Source organism: Pseudomonas jilinensis (genome assembly GCF_003586265.1).
GTDB classification, from domain to species: domain Bacteria; phylum Pseudomonadota; class Gammaproteobacteria; order Pseudomonadales; family Pseudomonadaceae; genus Halopseudomonas; species Halopseudomonas phragmitis.
The window spans coordinates 281534-298642 of the sequence record NZ_QJSA01000004.1 but is presented as its reverse complement, the minus strand read 5'-3'; the positions used below and the strand labels follow the sequence as shown (position 1 = coordinate 298642).

General features: G+C 57.5%; 12 protein-coding genes. 5 read left to right on the top strand and 7 right to left on the bottom strand.

Features of this window, described 5'->3' with window-relative positions; all coding sequences use genetic code 11:
* Together C2846_RS06500 and C2846_RS06495 are read right to left on the bottom strand one after the other, a co-directional pair.
* On the bottom strand, positions 1-748 hold a 748-nt coding region (locus tag C2846_RS06500; protein WP_131038206.1), incomplete at its 3' end, for a DUF1329 domain-containing protein.
* A gap of 24 nt (positions 749-772) precedes the next feature.
* A complete protein-coding gene (locus C2846_RS06495) occupies positions 773-2575 on the bottom strand; it encodes a DUF1302 domain-containing protein (RefSeq protein WP_119700999.1) in 1803 nt (600 codons plus the stop codon).
* 273 nt (positions 2576-2848) lie between these two features.
* On the opposite strand from C2846_RS06495, the gene C2846_RS06490 reads away from it, so the two are divergent.
* Positions 2849-3883, top strand: a complete 1035-nt coding sequence (locus C2846_RS06490) for an AraC family transcriptional regulator (protein ID WP_095626160.1) — start codon at positions 2849-2851, stop codon at positions 3881-3883.
* A gap of 93 nt (positions 3884-3976) precedes the next feature.
* On the opposite strand, the gene C2846_RS06485 is transcribed toward C2846_RS06490, so the two are convergent.
* The 4 genes from C2846_RS06485 to C2846_RS06470 form a co-directional block, all read right to left on the bottom strand.
* Positions 3977-5347: a DUF1329 domain-containing protein gene (locus tag C2846_RS06485; protein WP_119701004.1), complete on the bottom strand. Its 1371-nt coding sequence runs from the start codon at positions 5345-5347 to the stop codon at positions 3977-3979.
* Positions 5348-5370: 23 nt separating this feature from the next.
* Positions 5371-7191, bottom strand: coding sequence for a DUF1302 domain-containing protein (locus tag C2846_RS06480; protein ID WP_119700998.1), 1821 nt, complete (start codon positions 7189-7191; stop codon positions 5371-5373).
* A 162-nt stretch (positions 7192-7353) separates the two neighbouring features.
* Entirely contained in the window at positions 7354-8724 is a 1371-nt protein-coding gene (locus C2846_RS06475; RefSeq protein ID WP_080050128.1) for a DUF1329 domain-containing protein, read from the bottom strand.
* 24 nt (positions 8725-8748) lie between these two features.
* Positions 8749-10668, bottom strand: coding sequence for a DUF1302 domain-containing protein (locus C2846_RS06470; protein WP_119700997.1), 1920 nt, complete (start codon positions 10666-10668; stop codon positions 8749-8751).
* A gap of 497 nt (positions 10669-11165) precedes the next feature.
* Between C2846_RS06470 and C2846_RS06465 the strand changes: the two genes are divergently transcribed.
* On the top strand, positions 11166-12194 hold the full coding sequence (locus C2846_RS06465; RefSeq protein WP_119700996.1) for an AraC family transcriptional regulator: 1029 nt from the start codon (positions 11166-11168) through the stop codon (positions 12192-12194).
* A 118-nt stretch (positions 12195-12312) separates the two neighbouring features.
* Here C2846_RS06465 and C2846_RS06460 read toward each other — a convergent pair whose 3' ends face one another.
* The gene (locus tag C2846_RS06460) at positions 12313-13161 is read right to left on the bottom strand and encodes a class I SAM-dependent methyltransferase (RefSeq protein WP_119700995.1); all 849 of its coding nucleotides are present in this window, start codon (positions 13159-13161) and stop codon (positions 12313-12315) included.
* A 141-nt stretch (positions 13162-13302) separates the two neighbouring features.
* Between C2846_RS06460 and arsS the strand changes: the two genes are divergently transcribed.
* Genes arsS through C2846_RS06445 form a run of 3 tightly spaced genes read left to right on the top strand, consistent with a single transcriptional unit; the run spans position 13303 to position 17092 of the window.
* A complete protein-coding gene (gene arsS / locus C2846_RS06455; protein ID WP_240638152.1) occupies positions 13303-14256 on the top strand; it encodes an arsenosugar biosynthesis radical SAM (seleno)protein ArsS in 954 nt (317 codons plus the stop codon).
* Positions 14253-16394 carry an FAD-dependent oxidoreductase gene (locus tag C2846_RS06450; RefSeq protein WP_080050123.1) on the top strand — a complete coding sequence of 714 codons (2142 nt, stop codon included), beginning with the start codon at positions 14253-14255 and terminating at the stop codon, positions 16392-16394. The genes arsS and C2846_RS06450 overlap by 4 nt, the downstream gene beginning before the upstream one ends.
* Positions 16391-17092, top strand: coding sequence for a TIGR04283 family arsenosugar biosynthesis glycosyltransferase (locus C2846_RS06445; protein ID WP_338067857.1), 702 nt, complete (start codon positions 16391-16393; stop codon positions 17090-17092). The genes C2846_RS06450 and C2846_RS06445 overlap by 4 nt, the downstream gene beginning before the upstream one ends.
* The last annotated feature ends 17 nt before the right edge of the window (positions 17093-17109 follow it).

Sequence of the window (17109 nt, the reverse complement as noted above, 5' to 3'; positions counted from 1 at the left end):
GATCCAGGGTGTCGTGTACCAGCAGTACGTTACCAGCCAGACGCGCCGGGGCGTTTACACGCTGCTTGAAGAACAGCAGGGTGTTGGGCATGGCCGACTCGTCAACATCCGGCATGTACTGCGGATAACCGACTTCTTCTTCCAGCTTGATCAAGGTGTAGGAACCGTTGGTCTGCGGCATTGCCTGCATGTACCAGCGCTTGATGTTTACCCGGTAACGGGTGTTGTGGTTCCAGATTACCTCGGCGCCAGCCTTGGGAATCGGGAAAGCAAACACGCCATGACTGAAGTTTTCGATCCCATCACCGTTGTTGACCAGACGCGCCTGACCAGCAGTTGCCTTGACCTGATCATAGACGTACTGCGGATAGCCTACGGTCCGCTGCGACTTGTAGATCGGCATGCGGAAAGTTTCCGGATAGCGCTCGAACATGGCGATCTGGCCGGGGCTCAGATTGTCGCGATACTGCTGATAGTTCTGAGCAGTAATCACGAATTCCGGCTGTTCACCCGCGAACGGGTTGGTCTGGAAGTTGTCAGCCAGAGCCTGACCGGCATCCGGACCCAGACCACCAGTCCACTCGGGAATGGTGCCTGCAGCATTGCCGGCACGCTCGGCGCCAACCGGCGTCAGGGTATTGCCCAACTGGGCAATTTCCGCAGAAGTGACGCCCTGCGCCATGACGCTGGTTGCCAACAGGCTCAGAGCCAATCCACCGGCACCCAGAAGAGTTGTTTGTTTACGCATATTATGGTCTCCAGTGGCCAGTTATCAGAAGCTTACGCCAAAGCTGAGGGCGAGGAAGTCGCGATCAACGTTGGTGTTGTACTTACCATCAAAGAAGTTGGTATAGCTGATACTGGCATTGTATTTGTTGGCGTAATCGGCGTTCAGACCCAGGCTGACGGCCTTGGCGTTTTCCGAGAAGTTCGGGCCATAGCCATCGATATCATGCGACCAGCTGATGCTCGGGCTCAGGTTGATACCGGCGAACACGTTGCTGTAATCCAGCGCAGCACGCAGACGGTAGCCGGACGACCAGCGAGTCATGAAGCCATCGTTCTCACACCAGCTTGCAGCCTTTGGCGAACCACCAACCGGAGTTCCCTGGAATGAAGAGCACTGGCCGGCAGGCAGTACACCAGCACCGCCGTCACCTTCCACGAACGGGCTTTGGCCGAACAGTGAGTCACGACCGAACTTGAGATCACCGATACCTGCGATGTAGTTGACGCCCACTTCACCCACGAGTGACAGGCGGCTGGCACCCATGACGCGCTCAATGAAGTGAATTGCGGTGATTTGCGCCTGATAAACCTCTTGACGCTCATAGCCGCTGATTTCATCACCAATCCCAACCTGCAGGCCGCGGTGAGTGTTGTCTTGGCCGGTTGCCGGGTTAACCAGTGCGGTACGGCTCATATCCCCAGTATTGAGCTGCAGCGGCATGTTCGGGCGATAGCTCAACTCACCGCTGAGCGCAGTGCCGCCAACGTTGGTCTGGAAGCTGACGCCGTACAGACGGATATCTTCCGGGTACTCAAAGAAGTAACCAGCCGGACCATTGACACCATCAAGACCCAGAATCGGGTTGCCTACTCCCGGCGGCAAACCTGCAATGTTGGAGTAGTACGGCGCACGGCTGTGATAGTTCATGGCAAAGAACCCGAACTCGGTATCATTCAGAGCCGGTACGAACCAACGCAGGGCAACACCGAATTGGCCGCTATCGGAAGCGTCACGGTCTTTTTTCGCGCGGACGATATAGGTTCCCGGAGGCTGCTGGCCCTGCGGGAAGTCTTGACCTGCAACAACCAGGCGGTCAAGACAGCCAGTTGCCAGGGTATCAGCACCGAAGAAAGTACCGCAGTTATCGATTGCCGAAGCATGCCACTTGAGCTGGTAGAAGGCTTCCAGGCTCAGGCTGTCGGTCAGGCCCTGGGAGAGATAGAGCATTTCAACCGGCATCAAGCCTTCTTTGATTTCCGCGCCAGGGCGACGAAAAGCGGCTACGTCGATCGGGTTGATCGAGTTGATCGAGTTGCCGATGAAGGTACTTTCACCCCAGCTTACGACCTGACGGCCGATACGAATGTTGCCTGGGTTATTGCCGATAAAATAGTTGTGATAGAAAAATGCATCCAGCAGCGCAACACCTGATCCTTTGACCAGCGGCGGACGCCCCCGATCACTGATATCGTAGAAACGCTGACTGCCGTCTTTGGTCTCGAAGTCGTACCAGTACTTGCCGCGGAAAAATGCGCCAGAGTTCTCGTACTTCATTTCCAGGTCATGAACGCCGCGGAAGATCTTGGAGAACCAGTCACCAGACTTGTAGTTCTGACGACCATCATCCGAGGTCCGTGCCGCAGCCTGACCACCATTGGCGACCCCAATGAAACGTTTGTCCGCATTTTGGGTGGACATACTGGCACCAACCGACAGGGTGGAGTCGAATTGGGCGTCAATCGGGCCGATGTTGAAATTGGCGGCGTTCGCTGAGCCGCTGAAGCTGGCCAATCCAATTGCCAGGGGCAATGCCGCGAGCGACCAAGCATGCATTTTTTTTGTCATTGTGCTGCTCCGTTAGAGTGAATCATGGACGCCAGACCTCTGGGAGGCGTCTGGCATCGGGATTTAGTCTGTCACGGCGCGCGGAGTTGTTTTGACCGATTAGGACGAATATTTTGGCCTACAGGGACATTCACACGCTGAATAGGCATCATCCACAGCGCGGAATAATCTGTTGCATCCTTTTGCATAATCAACTGGATTGCACTATCGTGGAGTCCATGAAGGCAGCAAGAGACTGCCAATCTCCACAATAAAAACAAGAGAGTCTCAGGCATGAATCAGGTTTTGCATCCCCTGCCCTGCCAACGGTTGCAGGAGCGGGCATTCTGGGCAAAGGCTATCAGCAAGACATTGGAGCAATACGGCAAATCAGCGAAGGATCTGCCGGCAGATCTGCGTCATCATTGCTCACCTGAAGATCACAGTCTGGCCCAGATCAGTCAGACCGACATGAATCGTTTATGGCATTCGGCAGCGGTGCTGTCCGGTGATGAGTGCTTTGGACTCAAACTGGGCAAGACCTTCTGCTCAAATACCCTCAAGGTTCTGGGTCTGGCCGCTACCTCAAGCGAGACCATAGGCACCGGGGTCCGCCGGATCATCAAGTACATTTCCGTTTTCAGCACCCAGGTACAGCTCTACTCGGTTGAAGACGATCAATATTTGACCATCTACTTCGAGCCCAAGGGCTCTCCGCACCCCCTGCATCTGGAAGCACTGGTGGGGCAATGCTCAAAGATCTGGAAAGCATTGGATCAGGGCCCCTCTTCTCTGGTGCTGGAAACCCGGCTGGTCGGCGATCATGAAAAAACCCGCCAGCGGGTGGAGGATGCGCTTAACGGGCGAGTCCGGCTTGGAGCAAAACGCATTGCCGTGCGCCTGAACCAGCAACTGATGCGGGTGCCACTGGAAACAGCCGATGCGTTCCTGAGCAAGCGGCTGGATGCTTCGCTGGAAGATATGCTGGGTGATCTGCCGAATGTCGACTTTGCCGAGCAGGTAAAACAGAGAATTCGGGTGCTGGTTGCCGAGCGCGAGATATCTGAAGAGCTGGTGGCCACGCCGTTCAACATGAGCCCGCGGCATCTGCGGCGCAAGCTGAGTGAAACCCACACCACCTATGAGAAGCTGCTGGACGAGGTGCGCATGGAGCTGGCCATTCGCCTGATTCAGGATGGCAAGCTGAACCTGGGCCGCATTGCGTTTGAGCTGGGTTTTCTCGATCCCAGCAGTTTCACCCGCGCCTTCCGCCGCTGGACCGGTATGAGTCCGACAGCATTCAGGGATCAAGGGCTCAAGAAGGCCTGACAGCAACAGTACGAATAGCTTTATACAAAAAAGGGGGCGCCAGGCGCCCCCAAACCCAAACGATCGCAACCGCGATCATCCGCTCCCAGACAATTAGCGCACGCCGGATGCTCTGAGCGCCGCCGGGGTGAACTGGTTATAGGTCGGAACAAAGTCGAACTGCGGTGCAGACACCTCTTCGGTATACATACCCAGCGCGATGTAACGACCGGCCAGCAGGTCATACAGGGTTTCGATGGTGTAACCCGGCAGCTTGACCCTGTAGTTGAAGGCAATGTGCCCCTCACCAACACGCCACAGCGTGCCACGGCCATCGTAGTGGTCAGCCAGGGTGATCATCCAGGAATCCTCATCCACGAAGAAGTTACGCTGAGCGTAGATGTGGCGCTGGCCCTGTTTGACGTTGCCCTGTACTTCCCAAACCCGGTGCAACTCGAAACGGGTGTGCTCCGGGTTTATGTGACCTGCCTTGAGCACATCTGCGTACTTCACGTCACGCTGGGCCATCTTGTAGCTGTTGTAGGGAATGTAGACTTCCTTCTTGCCCACCAGCGTCCAGTTGTAGCGATCCGGAGCACCGTTATACATGGAGAAGTTGTCGGAAGTGCGCATGCCGTCCGAAGCAGTACCCGGGCCGTCATAAGCCACCTGCGGGGCGCGGCGTACACGACGCTGGCCAGCGTTGTATACCCAGGCCATGCGCGGCTCTTTCAACTGATCCAGGCTGTCGTGCACCAGCAGGACGTTACCGGCCAGACGCGCCGGGGCGTTCACCCGCTGTTTGAAGTAGAGCAAGGTATTGGGCACGCTGGCCTCGTCGACATCCGGCATGTACTGCGGATAGCCAACCTCCTCCTCCATCTTGATCAGGGTGTAGGAGCCGTTGGTCTGCGGCATGGCTTGCATGTACCAACGTTTGACGTTCAGGCGATAGCGGGTGTTGTGATTCCAGATTACCTCGGCACCGGATTTGGGGATCGGGAAGGCAAATGAGCCGTGAGTGAAGTTCTCAATCCCGTCACCGTTGTTGACCAGCCGCGCCTGGCCGGCAGTAGCTCTGACCTGATCGTAGACTTCCTGCGGGTAACCCACGCTCCGGTGCGATTGGTAGACCGGCATGCGGAAGGTTTCCGGGTAGCGCTCAAACATGGCGATCTGGCCAGGGCTCAGATTGTCGCGATACTGCTGATAATTCTGGGCCGTGATCACGAATTGCGGCTGCTCGCCCGCGAACGGGTTGGTCTGGAAGTTATCGCCGACGGTCTGACCAGAATCCGGCCCCAAACCACCTGTCCATTCGGGAATGGTACCAGCGGCATTGCCGGCACGCTCAGCACCGACAGGTGTCAGGTTACTGCCCAGTTGGGCGATTTCCGCCGGGCTAACGCTTTGCGCCATGACACTGGTAGCCAACAGGCTCAAGACCAGTCCCCCGGCTGCCAGCAGGGTGTGTTGTTTGTGCATCGAATATTCTCCAGTGGCTGCCATCAGAAGCTCATTCCAAAGCTCAGGGCCATGAAGTCACGGTCCTTGAGGGTGTTGTACTTGCCGTCGAAGAATGAGGTGTAGCTGAGGCTGGCGTAATACTTGTTGGCGTAGTCGGCATTCAGGCCAAGGCTGGCCGATTTGGCATCCTCAATGAAGTTGGGACCATAGCCTTTGACATCGTGGGACCAGGCCAGGCTGGGCGACAGGTTGATACCGGCAAACACGTTGCTGTAATCCAGCGCCGCGCGCACTCGGTAACCCCAGGAGCTGCGAGTTACGTAGCCGTCACTTTCGCACCAGCGCTGGGCATTGTCGCCGGTATGCGCCAGACACAAGCCGCCCACCACCGGAGTGATCGGACTTTGCCCGAACAGTGGGTCACGGCCATAACGGGTAGTGCCGTTCTTGCCGCTTTCCAGCGCGCCGATGTAGTTGTAACCGACCTCACCTGCCAGGCTGAGGCGGCTGGCGCCCAAGACCCGGTCGATAAACTGGATCACCGAGACCTGCGCCTGCCAGAGCTCCTTGCGCCGGTAACCGGTAATTTCGTCCTCGGGCTGCAGCCCTACATTCTGGCCGTTATAAACCGGGCTGAACGAGCCATAGTCAAAGCCCCCCAGGAAGGCGCCAGGCAAGGCTGTCAGACTCAGGTCGGAAGTATTGATCTGCAGGTTGTAATTGGGCCGATAGCTCAGTTCACCCGCTACCGTAGCGCCGCCGATGCTGGTCTGGAAGCTGACACCATACAGACGGATGTCTTCCGGATACTCAAGGAAGTAACCGCCGGCACCTCGCGCACCATCAATGCCCGACACACCTGGCAGCAGGGTCGCATAACCCTTGACCGTGGAGAACGCCGGCGCCCGACTATGGTAGTTCATGGCGTAGAAGCCGAACTCGGTATCGTTCAGTTGCGGCACAAACCAGCGCAACGCCACCCCGAACTGGCCATCATCACGCGCTTCCCGATCCTTGCGATAGCGCACGTTGTACATGGCCAGCCCGGCCGGCCCGCCATTGACCAGCGCCGGGTCACGGTGCGGCAGGTCCTGGACAATGGTCAAACGGTCATTACAGCCCTTGGCCAGGGTGTCGCTGGCGGAGAAGAAGGTACCGCAATTGTCTACCACACTGGGCGCCCACTTGAGCTGGTAGAACAGTTCGGCGGTCAGGCTCTGGGTCAACCCCTGGGACAGGTAGATCATTTCAACCGGGATCAGACCTTCCTTGACCTCTGCGCCTGGCCGACGAAAGGCCGACACGTCGATCGGGTTGATGCTGTTGATCGAGTTGCCGATAAACAGACTCTCGCCCCAACTCACTACCTGACGCCCGAGCCGGATATTGCCCGGGTTATTGCCGATAGAGTAGTTATGGTAGAAGAAAGCGTCCATCAGCTCGATGCCGGAGCCTTTTTGCAGGCGGTCACGACCACGGTCGCTGATATCGTAGAAGCGCTGGCTGCCATCCTTGGTTTCAAAGTCGTACCAGTACTTGCCACGCAGGAATGCCCCAGAATTGGCATAGCGCAGTTCCAGATCATGACTGCCCTTGAAAATCTTTGAAAAGGCATCGCCTTTCTTGAAATTCAGCCGCCCGTCGTCCGTGGTCCGCGCTGATGCCCGGCCGCCGTTGTCGGGGTGAATGAAGTTTTTATCGGGATTCGACATTGCCCAGCTTGCGCCGATGGACAAATCGCTATCGAACTGGCCCTCCACCTCTCCCCAGGTGAAGCTGCCTGCCAATGCTGCTGGAGCAAAGGCCAGGGCGACCGCCAACGGGAGTGCGGCCAGCAACCGCGGATCACGTGTTCTTGTCATTGTTGTTGTCCTTGTGTGTGAAGATCACTGAACCCAGCTTACTGAGTCGGAAAGCAGCCTACCACACAAAGGAATGAACGTTCATTTATTTTTTGATCAAAAAGAAAGGGAGTCATAGACTCCCTTTCTCAAGCTCACCCGAACGGGTGAGCGCTTGCCGATTTAGCGAACACCAGCGGCGCGCAGGGCGGCCGGGGTAAATTCGTTCATCGACGGGCTGGTGCCATACACAGGAGCCGAAGACTCCTCGTTGTACATGCCCAGAGCAATGTAACGGCCTGCCAGCAGGTCGTACAGGGTCTCAGCGGCATAGCCCGGCAGTTGCTCGTTGTAGGCATGGGCAACGTGCCCTTCACCTACACGCCACAGGGTGCCACGACCGTCGTAGTGGTCAGCCAGGGTGATCAGCCAGGAGTCCTCATCTACGAAGAAGTTACGCTGAGCGTAGATGTGGCGCTGACCGTCTTTGACGTTACCCTGCACTTCCCAGACCCGGTGCAATTCGAAGCGGGTATGCTCCGGATTGATGTGACCGGCCTGCAGGATGTCCGAGTACTTCAGGTTCGGATCCAGCAACTGGTAGCTGTTGTAGGGAATGTAGACTTCCTTCTTGCCCACCAGCGTCCAGTTGTAGCGATCCGGCGCACCGTTATACATGGAGAAGTTGTCGGAAGTACGCATGCCGTCCGAAGCGGTACCTGGGCCGTCATAGGCGACCTGCGGGGCGCGACGTACACGACGCTGACCAGCGTTGTATACCCAGGCCATGCGCGGCTCTTTCAACTGATCCAGAGTGTCGTGTACCAGCAGTACGTTACCGGCCAGACGTGCCGGGGCGTTAACACGCTGCTTGAAGAACAGCAGGGTGTTGGCGGCCTTGTCCAGGTCCACGTCGGGCATGTATTGCGGGTAAGCGGCTTCTTCCTCGAACTTGATCAGGGTGTAGGAGCCATTGACCTGCGGCATCGCCTGAACATAGAAACGCTTGATGTTCTTGCGATAGCGGGTCATGTGGTTCCAGATCACCTCAGCACCGACCTTGGGAATCGGGAAGGCGAAAGTGCCATGGGTGAAGTTCTCGATGCCGTCACCACCGTTGACCAGACGAGCCTGACCAGCGTTGGCCTTGACCTGATCGTAGATCGCCTGCGGGAAGCTGACGCTACGCTGGGTCTGATAGACCGGCATGCGGAAGGTTTCCGGGTAGCGCTCGAACATCGCTACCTGACCAGGGGTCAGGTTATCGCGATACTGCTGGTAGTTCTGGGCAGTGATCACGAACTGCGGCTGCTCACCCTTGTAGGGGTTTTCACGGAAGCCACGCTCCAGTTGAGCACCGGCGTTGACCGGCAGACCGCCAGTCCACTCCGGGATGGTGCCCGCAGCATTACCGGCACGCTCGGCGCCGATCGGGGTCAGAGTGGTACCCAGCGAATCGATTTCAGCCTGAGTGAGGCCTTGGGCCATGACGCTAGAGGCAATCATGCTCAGTGCCAGACCACCGGCACCAATTAGGGCTTTCTTGAGTTTCATTATTCTTGTCTCCAGAGTCCTGATTTAGAAACTTACGCCGAAGCTGATGGCGGCAAAGTCGCGATCAACCAGGGTGTTGTACTTGCCATCAAAGAAGTTGGTGTAGCTGATGCTGGCGTTGTACTTGTTGGCGTAATCGGCGTTCAGACCGATGCTGACCGACTTGGCGTTCTCGTTGAAGTTGGGGCTGTAACCCTCAACGTCGTGCGAGAAAGCAACGTTCGGGCTTAGGTTGATACCGGCGAACACGTTGCTGTAATCAAGGGAAGCGCGCATGCGGTAGCCCCAGGAGAAGTCGGTGAAGAAGCCGTTGTTTTCACACCAGCTGGCAGCTTTGGGAGAGCGATCAGCAGCTGCGGTCCCCTGGTTGGAAGAACAGGCTCCATTGGCATCCGGACTCTGACCAAACAGCGAGTCACGGCCAAACTTGGTTTTGCCATTGCCGCTGTTAATGCCGCTGATGTAGTTAGCGCCTACTTCACCAACCAATGACAGACGGCTAGCCCCAAGCACGCGATCGATGAAGTGCACGGCACTTAACGAAGCCTGCCAGAACTCTTTACGCTCGTAACCGCGAATTTCGCCGGTAGCCGGATCCCAAGCGGAATAGTCGCGATGACTGTTGTCATAGCCAAGATTCAACGCTGCCCGGCTCAGGTCACCAGTATTGATCTGGACCGGCATGTTCGGGCGATAGCTCAGCTCACCGGCAACAGACATGCCGGCGATATCAGTGCCGAAGCTGACACCATAAAGGCGGATATCTTCAGGATACTCAAAGAAGTAACCCGCCGCACCCAGACTGCCGTCGTAGCCGGGCACGATACCTGCCTGGGCTGCAGCTGCGGCAGCCTGCGCCTGCTGAGACAACTGCTGAGCAAGTGCCAAGTCACCATTGGCTGCGGCAGCCTGAGCTGCTGCAGCCAGGGCTTGAGCTGTCGCACCATTCACAGCGAAGTCACCACGAACGTTCGAGTAGAACGGGTTGCGGCTGTGATAGTTCATGGCAAAGAAGCCAAACTCAGTATTGTTCAACGCTGGAACAAACCAGCGAAGGGCAACACCAAACTGGCCATCATCACGGGCTTTTTGGTCTTTCTTCGCCCGAGAAATAAAGGTCAAATCGGGTTGCTGGCCATGCGGCAAATCCGGTCCATTGAACACAAGGCGATCATTACAGCCTCGGGCGGCAACGTCGGTAGTAGAGAAGAAGGTGCCACAGTTGTCAGCAACGGTTTCATGCCACTTGATCTGGTAGAAGGCCTCCATGCTGAGGTTTTCGGTCAAACCCTGCGACAAGTAGAGCATTTCGACCGGCAGCAGACCTTCCTTGATTTCCGCGCCTGGGCGACGGAAAGCGGATGCATCGATCGGATTGATCGAGTTGATACCGTTCTGGATGAACAGACCTTCACCCCAGCTTACTACCTGGCGGCCAACACGGAAGTTACCCGGGTTATCGCCAATGAAGTAGTTATGGTAGAAGAAGGCATCCAGCAGTTGTACGCCTGAACCCTTCTGCAGCGGGTGACGACCGGAATCGCTGATATCGTAGAAACGCTGGCTGCCGTCTTTGGTTTCAAAATCGTACCAGTAGTTGCCACGGAAGAAGGCGCCCGAGTTGCCGTAGCGCAGCTCAAGGTCATGGGAGCCTTTGAAAATCTTGGAGAAAACGTCGCCTTTCTTGTAGTTCAGACGGCCGTCATCGGAAGTCCGCGCGGTAGCTTGACCCTGACCGAAGTCGGTGTTGGCCGGATTACCAAAATACAGGCGAGAGTCACGACCAGCAGTGGACACGCTGGCACCAACCGACAGTTGAGAGTCGAACTGCCCTTCCAGCTCACCGATGGTGAAGTTTGCTGCGTTTGCCGAACCGACAAAGCTGACCAGTCCAATAGCCAGGGGCAAGGCAGCGAGCTGCCAGGCTTGTTTTGTTTTTGTCATTGTGCTGCTCCGTTTGGGTAACTTGAACCTGTTGTATCATCCGATACCTTCAGGACCATGGCAGTCTGTCATGAGCAGCGCAATTCAGACTTGCCCCTGAAGGCCAATTTACTTGACCAAAACGGCCATTCACAAAGTGAATCAAAGACAAAAACGCCTAGTCCACTAATGACCATGGGTTCACTTTGCAACCCTGCGGACAGCTCGCTCTATTCTTCCATGAATTAGCCTAACTCGCGTCAAAACGCTATTATTGGCCTGGGTAGCAGCTATGGAAGCAGAGAAAGGCGATCTCTCCCCAGCGCCCATGCGTCCTCGGTCTTGGCATAAATGCCATGATGCCAATTACAAGCCCTACGGGGTATTCAGCACCGTGTAACATTTCGCAATGCGGAATCCCATTTCAGGTAATTGACGCCCCCTGGCCGCGTCGATAGTCTGCGCAGCGAGACAAAGAGTTTTTTTGTCACTCATAATTACAAGGACCGACACCCGCGATGCTCAATAACCAAAAGGCGTCCAAAACCGCAAGGATTCGTGAACGTGCCTTCTGGCTGCCGGTCATCGAGCAGGCTCTGCACCACTACGAGCGGACCCTCAAACATTCCGGTATCGTCCAGAATCTGTTCAGTGACAGCCAGGAACGCAGCCACTTCATCGAACAAGCCTCTTGCTCATTGGTCTGGTCCGAAGCTTCCAGACTGGCAGAAGATGACCTGCTCGGGCTGCGCATCAATCGCCTGTTCTGCCCTACCCCGCTTAATGCTCTGGCCCTGACAGCCCAGGCCAGCAGTAATATCGGCGCAGCAATCAACAACCTGACCCGCTTCTTTCCGATTGTCAGCACCCAGGTAAAGCTGGAGATGCGCCTGCTGGACGCTGAAACCGAAATTCGCCTTCAACCACAAGGCACGCCACATGCCCAGCATATTGAAGCCATTCTCGGCTACCTCGCTCGGCTACTGACCCAACTGGACCTGGATAACCAGGGGCTGGTGACTCGCGTCAATCTGATTCGTCCGGATAGCGAACTGGTTGCCTGTGCCCGCCTGCTGGATGGCCCGGAGGCTGTGAGTGCTGAACATTACAGCCTGATCATCAGCCGCGACCTGCTCGACAAACCGCTGGCCAGTGCCGACCCTTTTTTGTTGCCGCGCCTGACCGAAGCGATGCAGGACCTGCTGGCCAATCTACCCAGCAGCGATCTGGTGGAGCAGGTAAAGCGCCGTATTCAGCTATTACTCGGCTCCGGCGATGTGTCGGCCGAACGGGTAGCCGTACCTATGAACATCAGCCCGCGCCATTTGCGGCGTAAACTGAGTCAGGAAGACACCTCCTACGAACAGTTGGTGGATGAGGTGCGCAAAGAGGCAGCGGTACGAATGATCAGCGAAGGCCAGCTGTCGCTGACCAGCATTGCCTATGAACTGGGCTTTCTCGACCCCAGCAGTTTTACCCGGGCATTCCGGCGCTGGACCGACATGAGCCCCACCGCATTCCGGCGTAAAGTTACGCAGAAGGATTAGGGTCTGGTAGGAGCGCTCTGCGAGCGCGAATGGGCCTTGCAATCACCGGCAACCCTTCGCGGCCGCGGGCCGCTCCTACCCAATATGCCGCATGTGGCCTGGGGAGATTCGCGGGTGACTATTTGACGAACAACAAGGTCATACGGTCGCTTTCGCCGATAGCCAGGTAGTGTGCGCGGTTCTCGTTGCCCAGGCGCAGAGTGGGCGGCAAGGTCCAGACGCCCTCAGGGTGGTCGGTGCTATCCTGCGGGTTCTGATTGACCGGGCTGCGTGATACCAGGGTAAAACCGGCCTCCTCGGCCAACTCGATCACCAGATCTTCGCTGACGTACCCGCTCTTGACCATGTCTTCAAGGCTGGTGCCGGGGCGGGCCCGATGCTCGACCACGCCCAGCATGCCGCCGGGCTTGAGCGCGGCATGAAACTTGGCGAAGACCGTGCGGGTTTCATCCATGCCGGCCGCCAGCCAGTTATGCACATTGCGGAAGGTCAGCACCCGGTCGGCGCTTTCCGGCTCGGCAATCGGTCGCGGCGGGTCGTAGTCGAGCACCGTCAGCTCGACCCGATCATACGCGCGCGGGCGTCTGCTTAGTTTGTCTTCGAATTCGCTGCGCGAACGGCGGAAAAACGCCACCTCGCTTTCCGGGTCGAAATGCGCGGCAATCAGTTTGCCATCCTCACGTAAAAGCGGCGCCAGTATCTCGGTGTACCAGCCAGCCCCCGGCCAGATTTCAACCACAGTGTGATCAGGCTGGACGGCGAAGAAATTCAGCGTCTGCTCGGGATTACGGTGAGCATCACGCATGATATTGGTGATTGAGCGGTTGTTGCTGCCAACCGCCTGGCGCAGTGCCTCCTGGTGTTCCAGTGACAATTGAGGTGGCGCAACCGTCTCCTGCGCCGTTACCCATCCGGCCATCGCCAAAACGACGGCACCTGCCAGCATTTTCAGCATGTGCGTTTCCATGTTGATGAATTCCTTAACTACCCTAACAGTTGGATACATTAACGTCATTGAGGATTTTTAGCAGGGTGTAACATCAAGGTTTGCACTGACTCCAAGAAGCCAGCCCAGACTGACAAACATAGGACAAGGCTCGTGCATAACATGCTTGCGTTATTAGACCAACTCAGCTTCCCTGCGATTCGACGCGGGCATCTGGAGATCCTGCAGGTCAATCTGACCTACCGCTGCAACCAGCGTTGCCTGCACTGCCATGTCAATGCCGGCCCTACCCGCACCGAAGCCATGAGTGACGAGCTGGTTGAAGTGTTATACGCCGTGATCGACCGCCATCCGGTAGCCACTCTGGACCTGACAGGCGGCGCCCCGGAAATGCATCCGCGCTTTCGTCAAATTGTCCAGCATGCCCGGGCACAGGGTCTGGAGGTGATCGACCGCTGCAATCTGACCATTCTCAACGAGCCTGGCTATGAGGATTTGTCGGAATTTCTGGCAAGCCAGGCAGTACGCATTTCCGCCTCACTGCCGTGCTATTCCCGCGACAATGTCGACCGCCAGCGCGGCGATGGTGTGTTCGAACGTAGCATTCAGGGCCTGAAGCAGCTTAACCGGCTTGGCTATGGCCAGCCCGGTAGCGGGCTGGAACTGAATCTGGTCTATAACCCGCTCGGCCCCTATTTACCCCCACCACAGGCCGCGCTGGAGGCCGACTACAAACAACACCTGCTGGAAGACTTCGGCATTGTCTTCAACCATCTGCACACCATTACCAACCAGCCAATTGCCCGGTTTGGCAGCACGCTGGTCAGCAAGGGGCAGTTCAACGATTACATGCAACTGCTGCGCGACAACTTTAGCGCCACCAACCTGGCCAGCCTCATGTGCCGCAACACCGTCAGTGTTGACTGGCAGGGCTATCTCTACGACTGCGATTTCAATCAGATGCTTGATCTGCCCATGCGTCTACTGGCTCGTGATCGCAGCCATCTGCGTGATCTGCTCACCGACACACTGGACAACAATCCGATCGTCACCCGCGACCACTGCTTCGCCTGTACCGCTGGACAGGGTTCCAGTTGTGGCGGTGCTCTGGCATGAAGATCGCAAGACTGCTGCTGGGCCTGTTGGTCATCACCCTGGTCATAGGGTTTTTCGCGTCGGATGCTGCTCAACTGTTAACGCTGGATAACCTCAAAACCTACCAGAGCGCGCTCCAGGGTGGCGTCAATGCCCATCCATGGCTGGCTGGCGGCCTGTTCTTCGCAATTTATGTGCTGGTTACCGCCCTATCCTTGCCCGGCGCGGCGCTGATGACCCTGATAGCCGGTGCGCTGTTCGGCCTGTGGTGGGGCACCCTGCTGGTGTCCTTTGCCTCGACCCTGGGCGCCACATTGGCCATGCTGATCAGCCGGTTTCTGCTACGCGACTGGGTCAAGGCCAGACTGAATCAGCGCTTGGAAGCCCTGGACCGTGGCATTGCCCAGGAAGGTGCCTTTTATCTGTTTGCCCTGCGCCTGGTACCGGCCTTTCCGTTCTTTCTGATCAATCTGGCGATGGGGCTTACCAAGCTGCCGGTACGGACCTACTGGTGGGTCAGCCAGGTGGGGATGCTGCCCGGAACAGTAGTCTATGTGAATGCTGGCCGCGAGCTGGGCCAGCTTGAGTCTCTGGCTGGCATTCTGTCCCCGGGCCTGATTGGTGCCTTTGTGCTGCTTGGGTTGTTCCCACTGCTGGCACGCCGCTCGCTCGCCCTGCTCAAGGCCCGTCGGGTATACCGTGGCTGGCCAAGACCCAGGCGTTTCGAGCGCAACCTGGTGGTTATCGGTGCCGGTAGCGCAGGACTGGTGAGCGCCTACATCGCCGCTGCGGTCAAGGCTGATGTCAGCCTGATCGAAAAACACGCCATGGGCGGCGACTGCCTGAATACCGGTTGCGTACCATCCAAGGCATTGATTCGTTCGGCCCGGTTGATCGCCGAAGTCAACAAGGCTCACCAGCTCGGTTTCAGCGCGGCAAGTGCCACGGTCGATTTCGCGGCAGTGATGGCGCGGGTGCAACGGGTCATAGGCCAGATCGAACCTCATGACTCGACTGAGCGTTACACCGATCTCGGCGTCGAAGTGATCAAAGGTTCAGCCCGTATCAGCTCACCTTGGACTGTCGAGGTCAACGGTCGCAGTATAAGCACCCGCAACATCATCATCGCCGCTGGGGCCAAGCCTTTGGTACCCGACCTGCCGGGCCTTGATGCAATGCCGATGGTTACCTCTGACTCAGTATGGGAGTTACGCCAGCAGCCCAGGCGCCTGCTGGTTCTGGGCGGAGGTCCGATAGGTTGCGAACTGGCTCAGGCCTTCCAGCGTCTGGGCAGTCAAGTCACTCTGGTTGGCCGTAACCCGCGCCTGCTGCCTCGCGAAGATCCGGATGTCAGCGCGCTGGTAATCAGTAGCCTGCAGCAAGAAGGTGTGACCTTGCATCTGCATTGTCAGGCCGAGCGTTTCGAACACATGAACGGCCAGCCGACCCTGTTGGCCCGCTCACTGGATGACGACCAGGCCCTGCAGATTGCTTTTGACTGCGTCTTGGTAGCACTGGGACGCACGGCCAATACCGCAGGCTATGGTGCCGAAACGCTGAAACTGGCTCGTCGCGCCGACGGCACTCTGGAAACCAACGAGTATCTGGCCACCCGTTTTCCCAACATCTATGCAGTAGGCGATGTCACCGGCCCCTACCAGTTCACCCACGCTGCGGCACATCAGGCCTGGTATGCCGCAGTAAACGCCCTGTTCGGCAGTTTCAGGCGCTTCAAGGTCGATTACCGGGTGCTGCCACACTGTACCTTCACCGACCCGGAAGTGGCGCGGGTCGGGCTGTCCGAAACTGAAGCTCAGGCCCAAGGGATTGCCTGTGAAGTTACCCGCTACGGCCTTGATGACCTGGACCGGGCCATTGCCGACGAAGCGGCCGAGGGTTTCGTCAAAGTACTCACGGCACCGGGCAAGGACCGGATATTGGGGGTTACCATCATCGGTCAGCATGCTGGCGAGTTGCTCGCCGAGTTCGTGCTGGCGATGAAGCACAACATCGGCCTGAGCAAGATTCTCGGTACTGTCCACAGCTACCCGACACTGGCTGAGGCCAACAAATACGTTGCAGGCCAGTGGAAGAGAAACCACGCACCACAAAGGCTACTGGCCTGCTTGACACACTATCACGCCTGGAGGCGTCGGTGAGGCTGTCGGTTATCATGCCCGTGCGCGACGAGGCCGCAGGCATCGTTCAAGCCCTGCTGCCCCTGCAGGAGCTGCGCGGCGAACTGGAAATCATCGTCGTCGATGGCAACAGCAATGATGCCACCCGGGTGCTGGCAGAACCGCTGGCCGATCAGGTTATCGTCACCGAGACGGGACGTGCACGACAGATGAATGCCGGGGCATTGCTGGCCAGAGGCGAGTGGCTGCTGTTTCTGCATGCCGATACCCGATTACCAGAAGGTTTTATGCAATTGCTGCCATTGGATGCTGAAGCGAACACGGCCAACCGCACCTGGGGCCGGTTCGATGTGCGCCTGCAGCCCTCGTCACCGCTACTGCGTCTGGTCGCCTGGATGATGAACCGACGCTCGCGCCTGACCGGCGTGTGTACCGGGGATCAGGCGATTTTTGTGCACCGCACTCTGTTTGAGCAATTGGGCGGCTACGCCGAGATTCCGCTGATGGAGGATATTGAGCTGAGCAAACGTCTGCGCCGCCGCAGCCCGCCCCTGTGTATCAGCACACCACTGACAACATCCAGCCGACGCTGGCAACAACACGGCACGCTGTCCACCATACTGCTGATGTGGCGGTTGCGACTGCTGTACTGGCTGGGAGTGGCGCCTGAAAGGTTGGCACAACTGTATCGGCAACCGTCCAGGCACAACGGCCGATAGCTTGCCAGGAACCAGAA

What these genes read in the sequence shown, in the direction of transcription:
- C2846_RS06495 (WP_119700999.1), bottom strand. Translation starts at nt 2,575, where the DNA reads ATGACAAAAAAAATGCATGCTTGGTCGCTCGCGGCATTGCCCCTGGCA.
- C2846_RS06490 (WP_095626160.1), top strand. Translation starts at nt 2,849, where the DNA reads ATGAATCAGGTTTTGCATCCCCTGCCCTGCCAACGGTTGCAGGAGCGG.
- C2846_RS06485 (WP_119701004.1), bottom strand. Translation starts at nt 5,347, where the DNA reads ATGCACAAACAACACACCCTGCTGGCAGCCGGGGGACTGGTCTTGAGC.
- C2846_RS06480 (WP_119700998.1), bottom strand. Translation starts at nt 7,191, where the DNA reads ATGACAAGAACACGTGATCCGCGGTTGCTGGCCGCACTCCCGTTGGCG.
- C2846_RS06475 (WP_080050128.1), bottom strand. Translation starts at nt 8,724, where the DNA reads ATGAAACTCAAGAAAGCCCTAATTGGTGCCGGTGGTCTGGCACTGAGC.
- C2846_RS06470 (WP_119700997.1), bottom strand. Translation starts at nt 10,668, where the DNA reads ATGACAAAAACAAAACAAGCCTGGCAGCTCGCTGCCTTGCCCCTGGCT.
- C2846_RS06465 (WP_119700996.1), top strand. Translation starts at nt 11,166, where the DNA reads ATGCTCAATAACCAAAAGGCGTCCAAAACCGCAAGGATTCGTGAACGT.
- C2846_RS06460 (WP_119700995.1), bottom strand. Translation starts at nt 13,161, where the DNA reads ATGGAAACGCACATGCTGAAAATGCTGGCAGGTGCCGTCGTTTTGGCG.
- arsS (WP_240638152.1), top strand. Translation starts at nt 13,303, where the DNA reads ATGCTTGCGTTATTAGACCAACTCAGCTTCCCTGCGATTCGACGCGGG.
- C2846_RS06450 (WP_080050123.1), top strand. Translation starts at nt 14,253, where the DNA reads ATGAAGATCGCAAGACTGCTGCTGGGCCTGTTGGTCATCACCCTGGTC.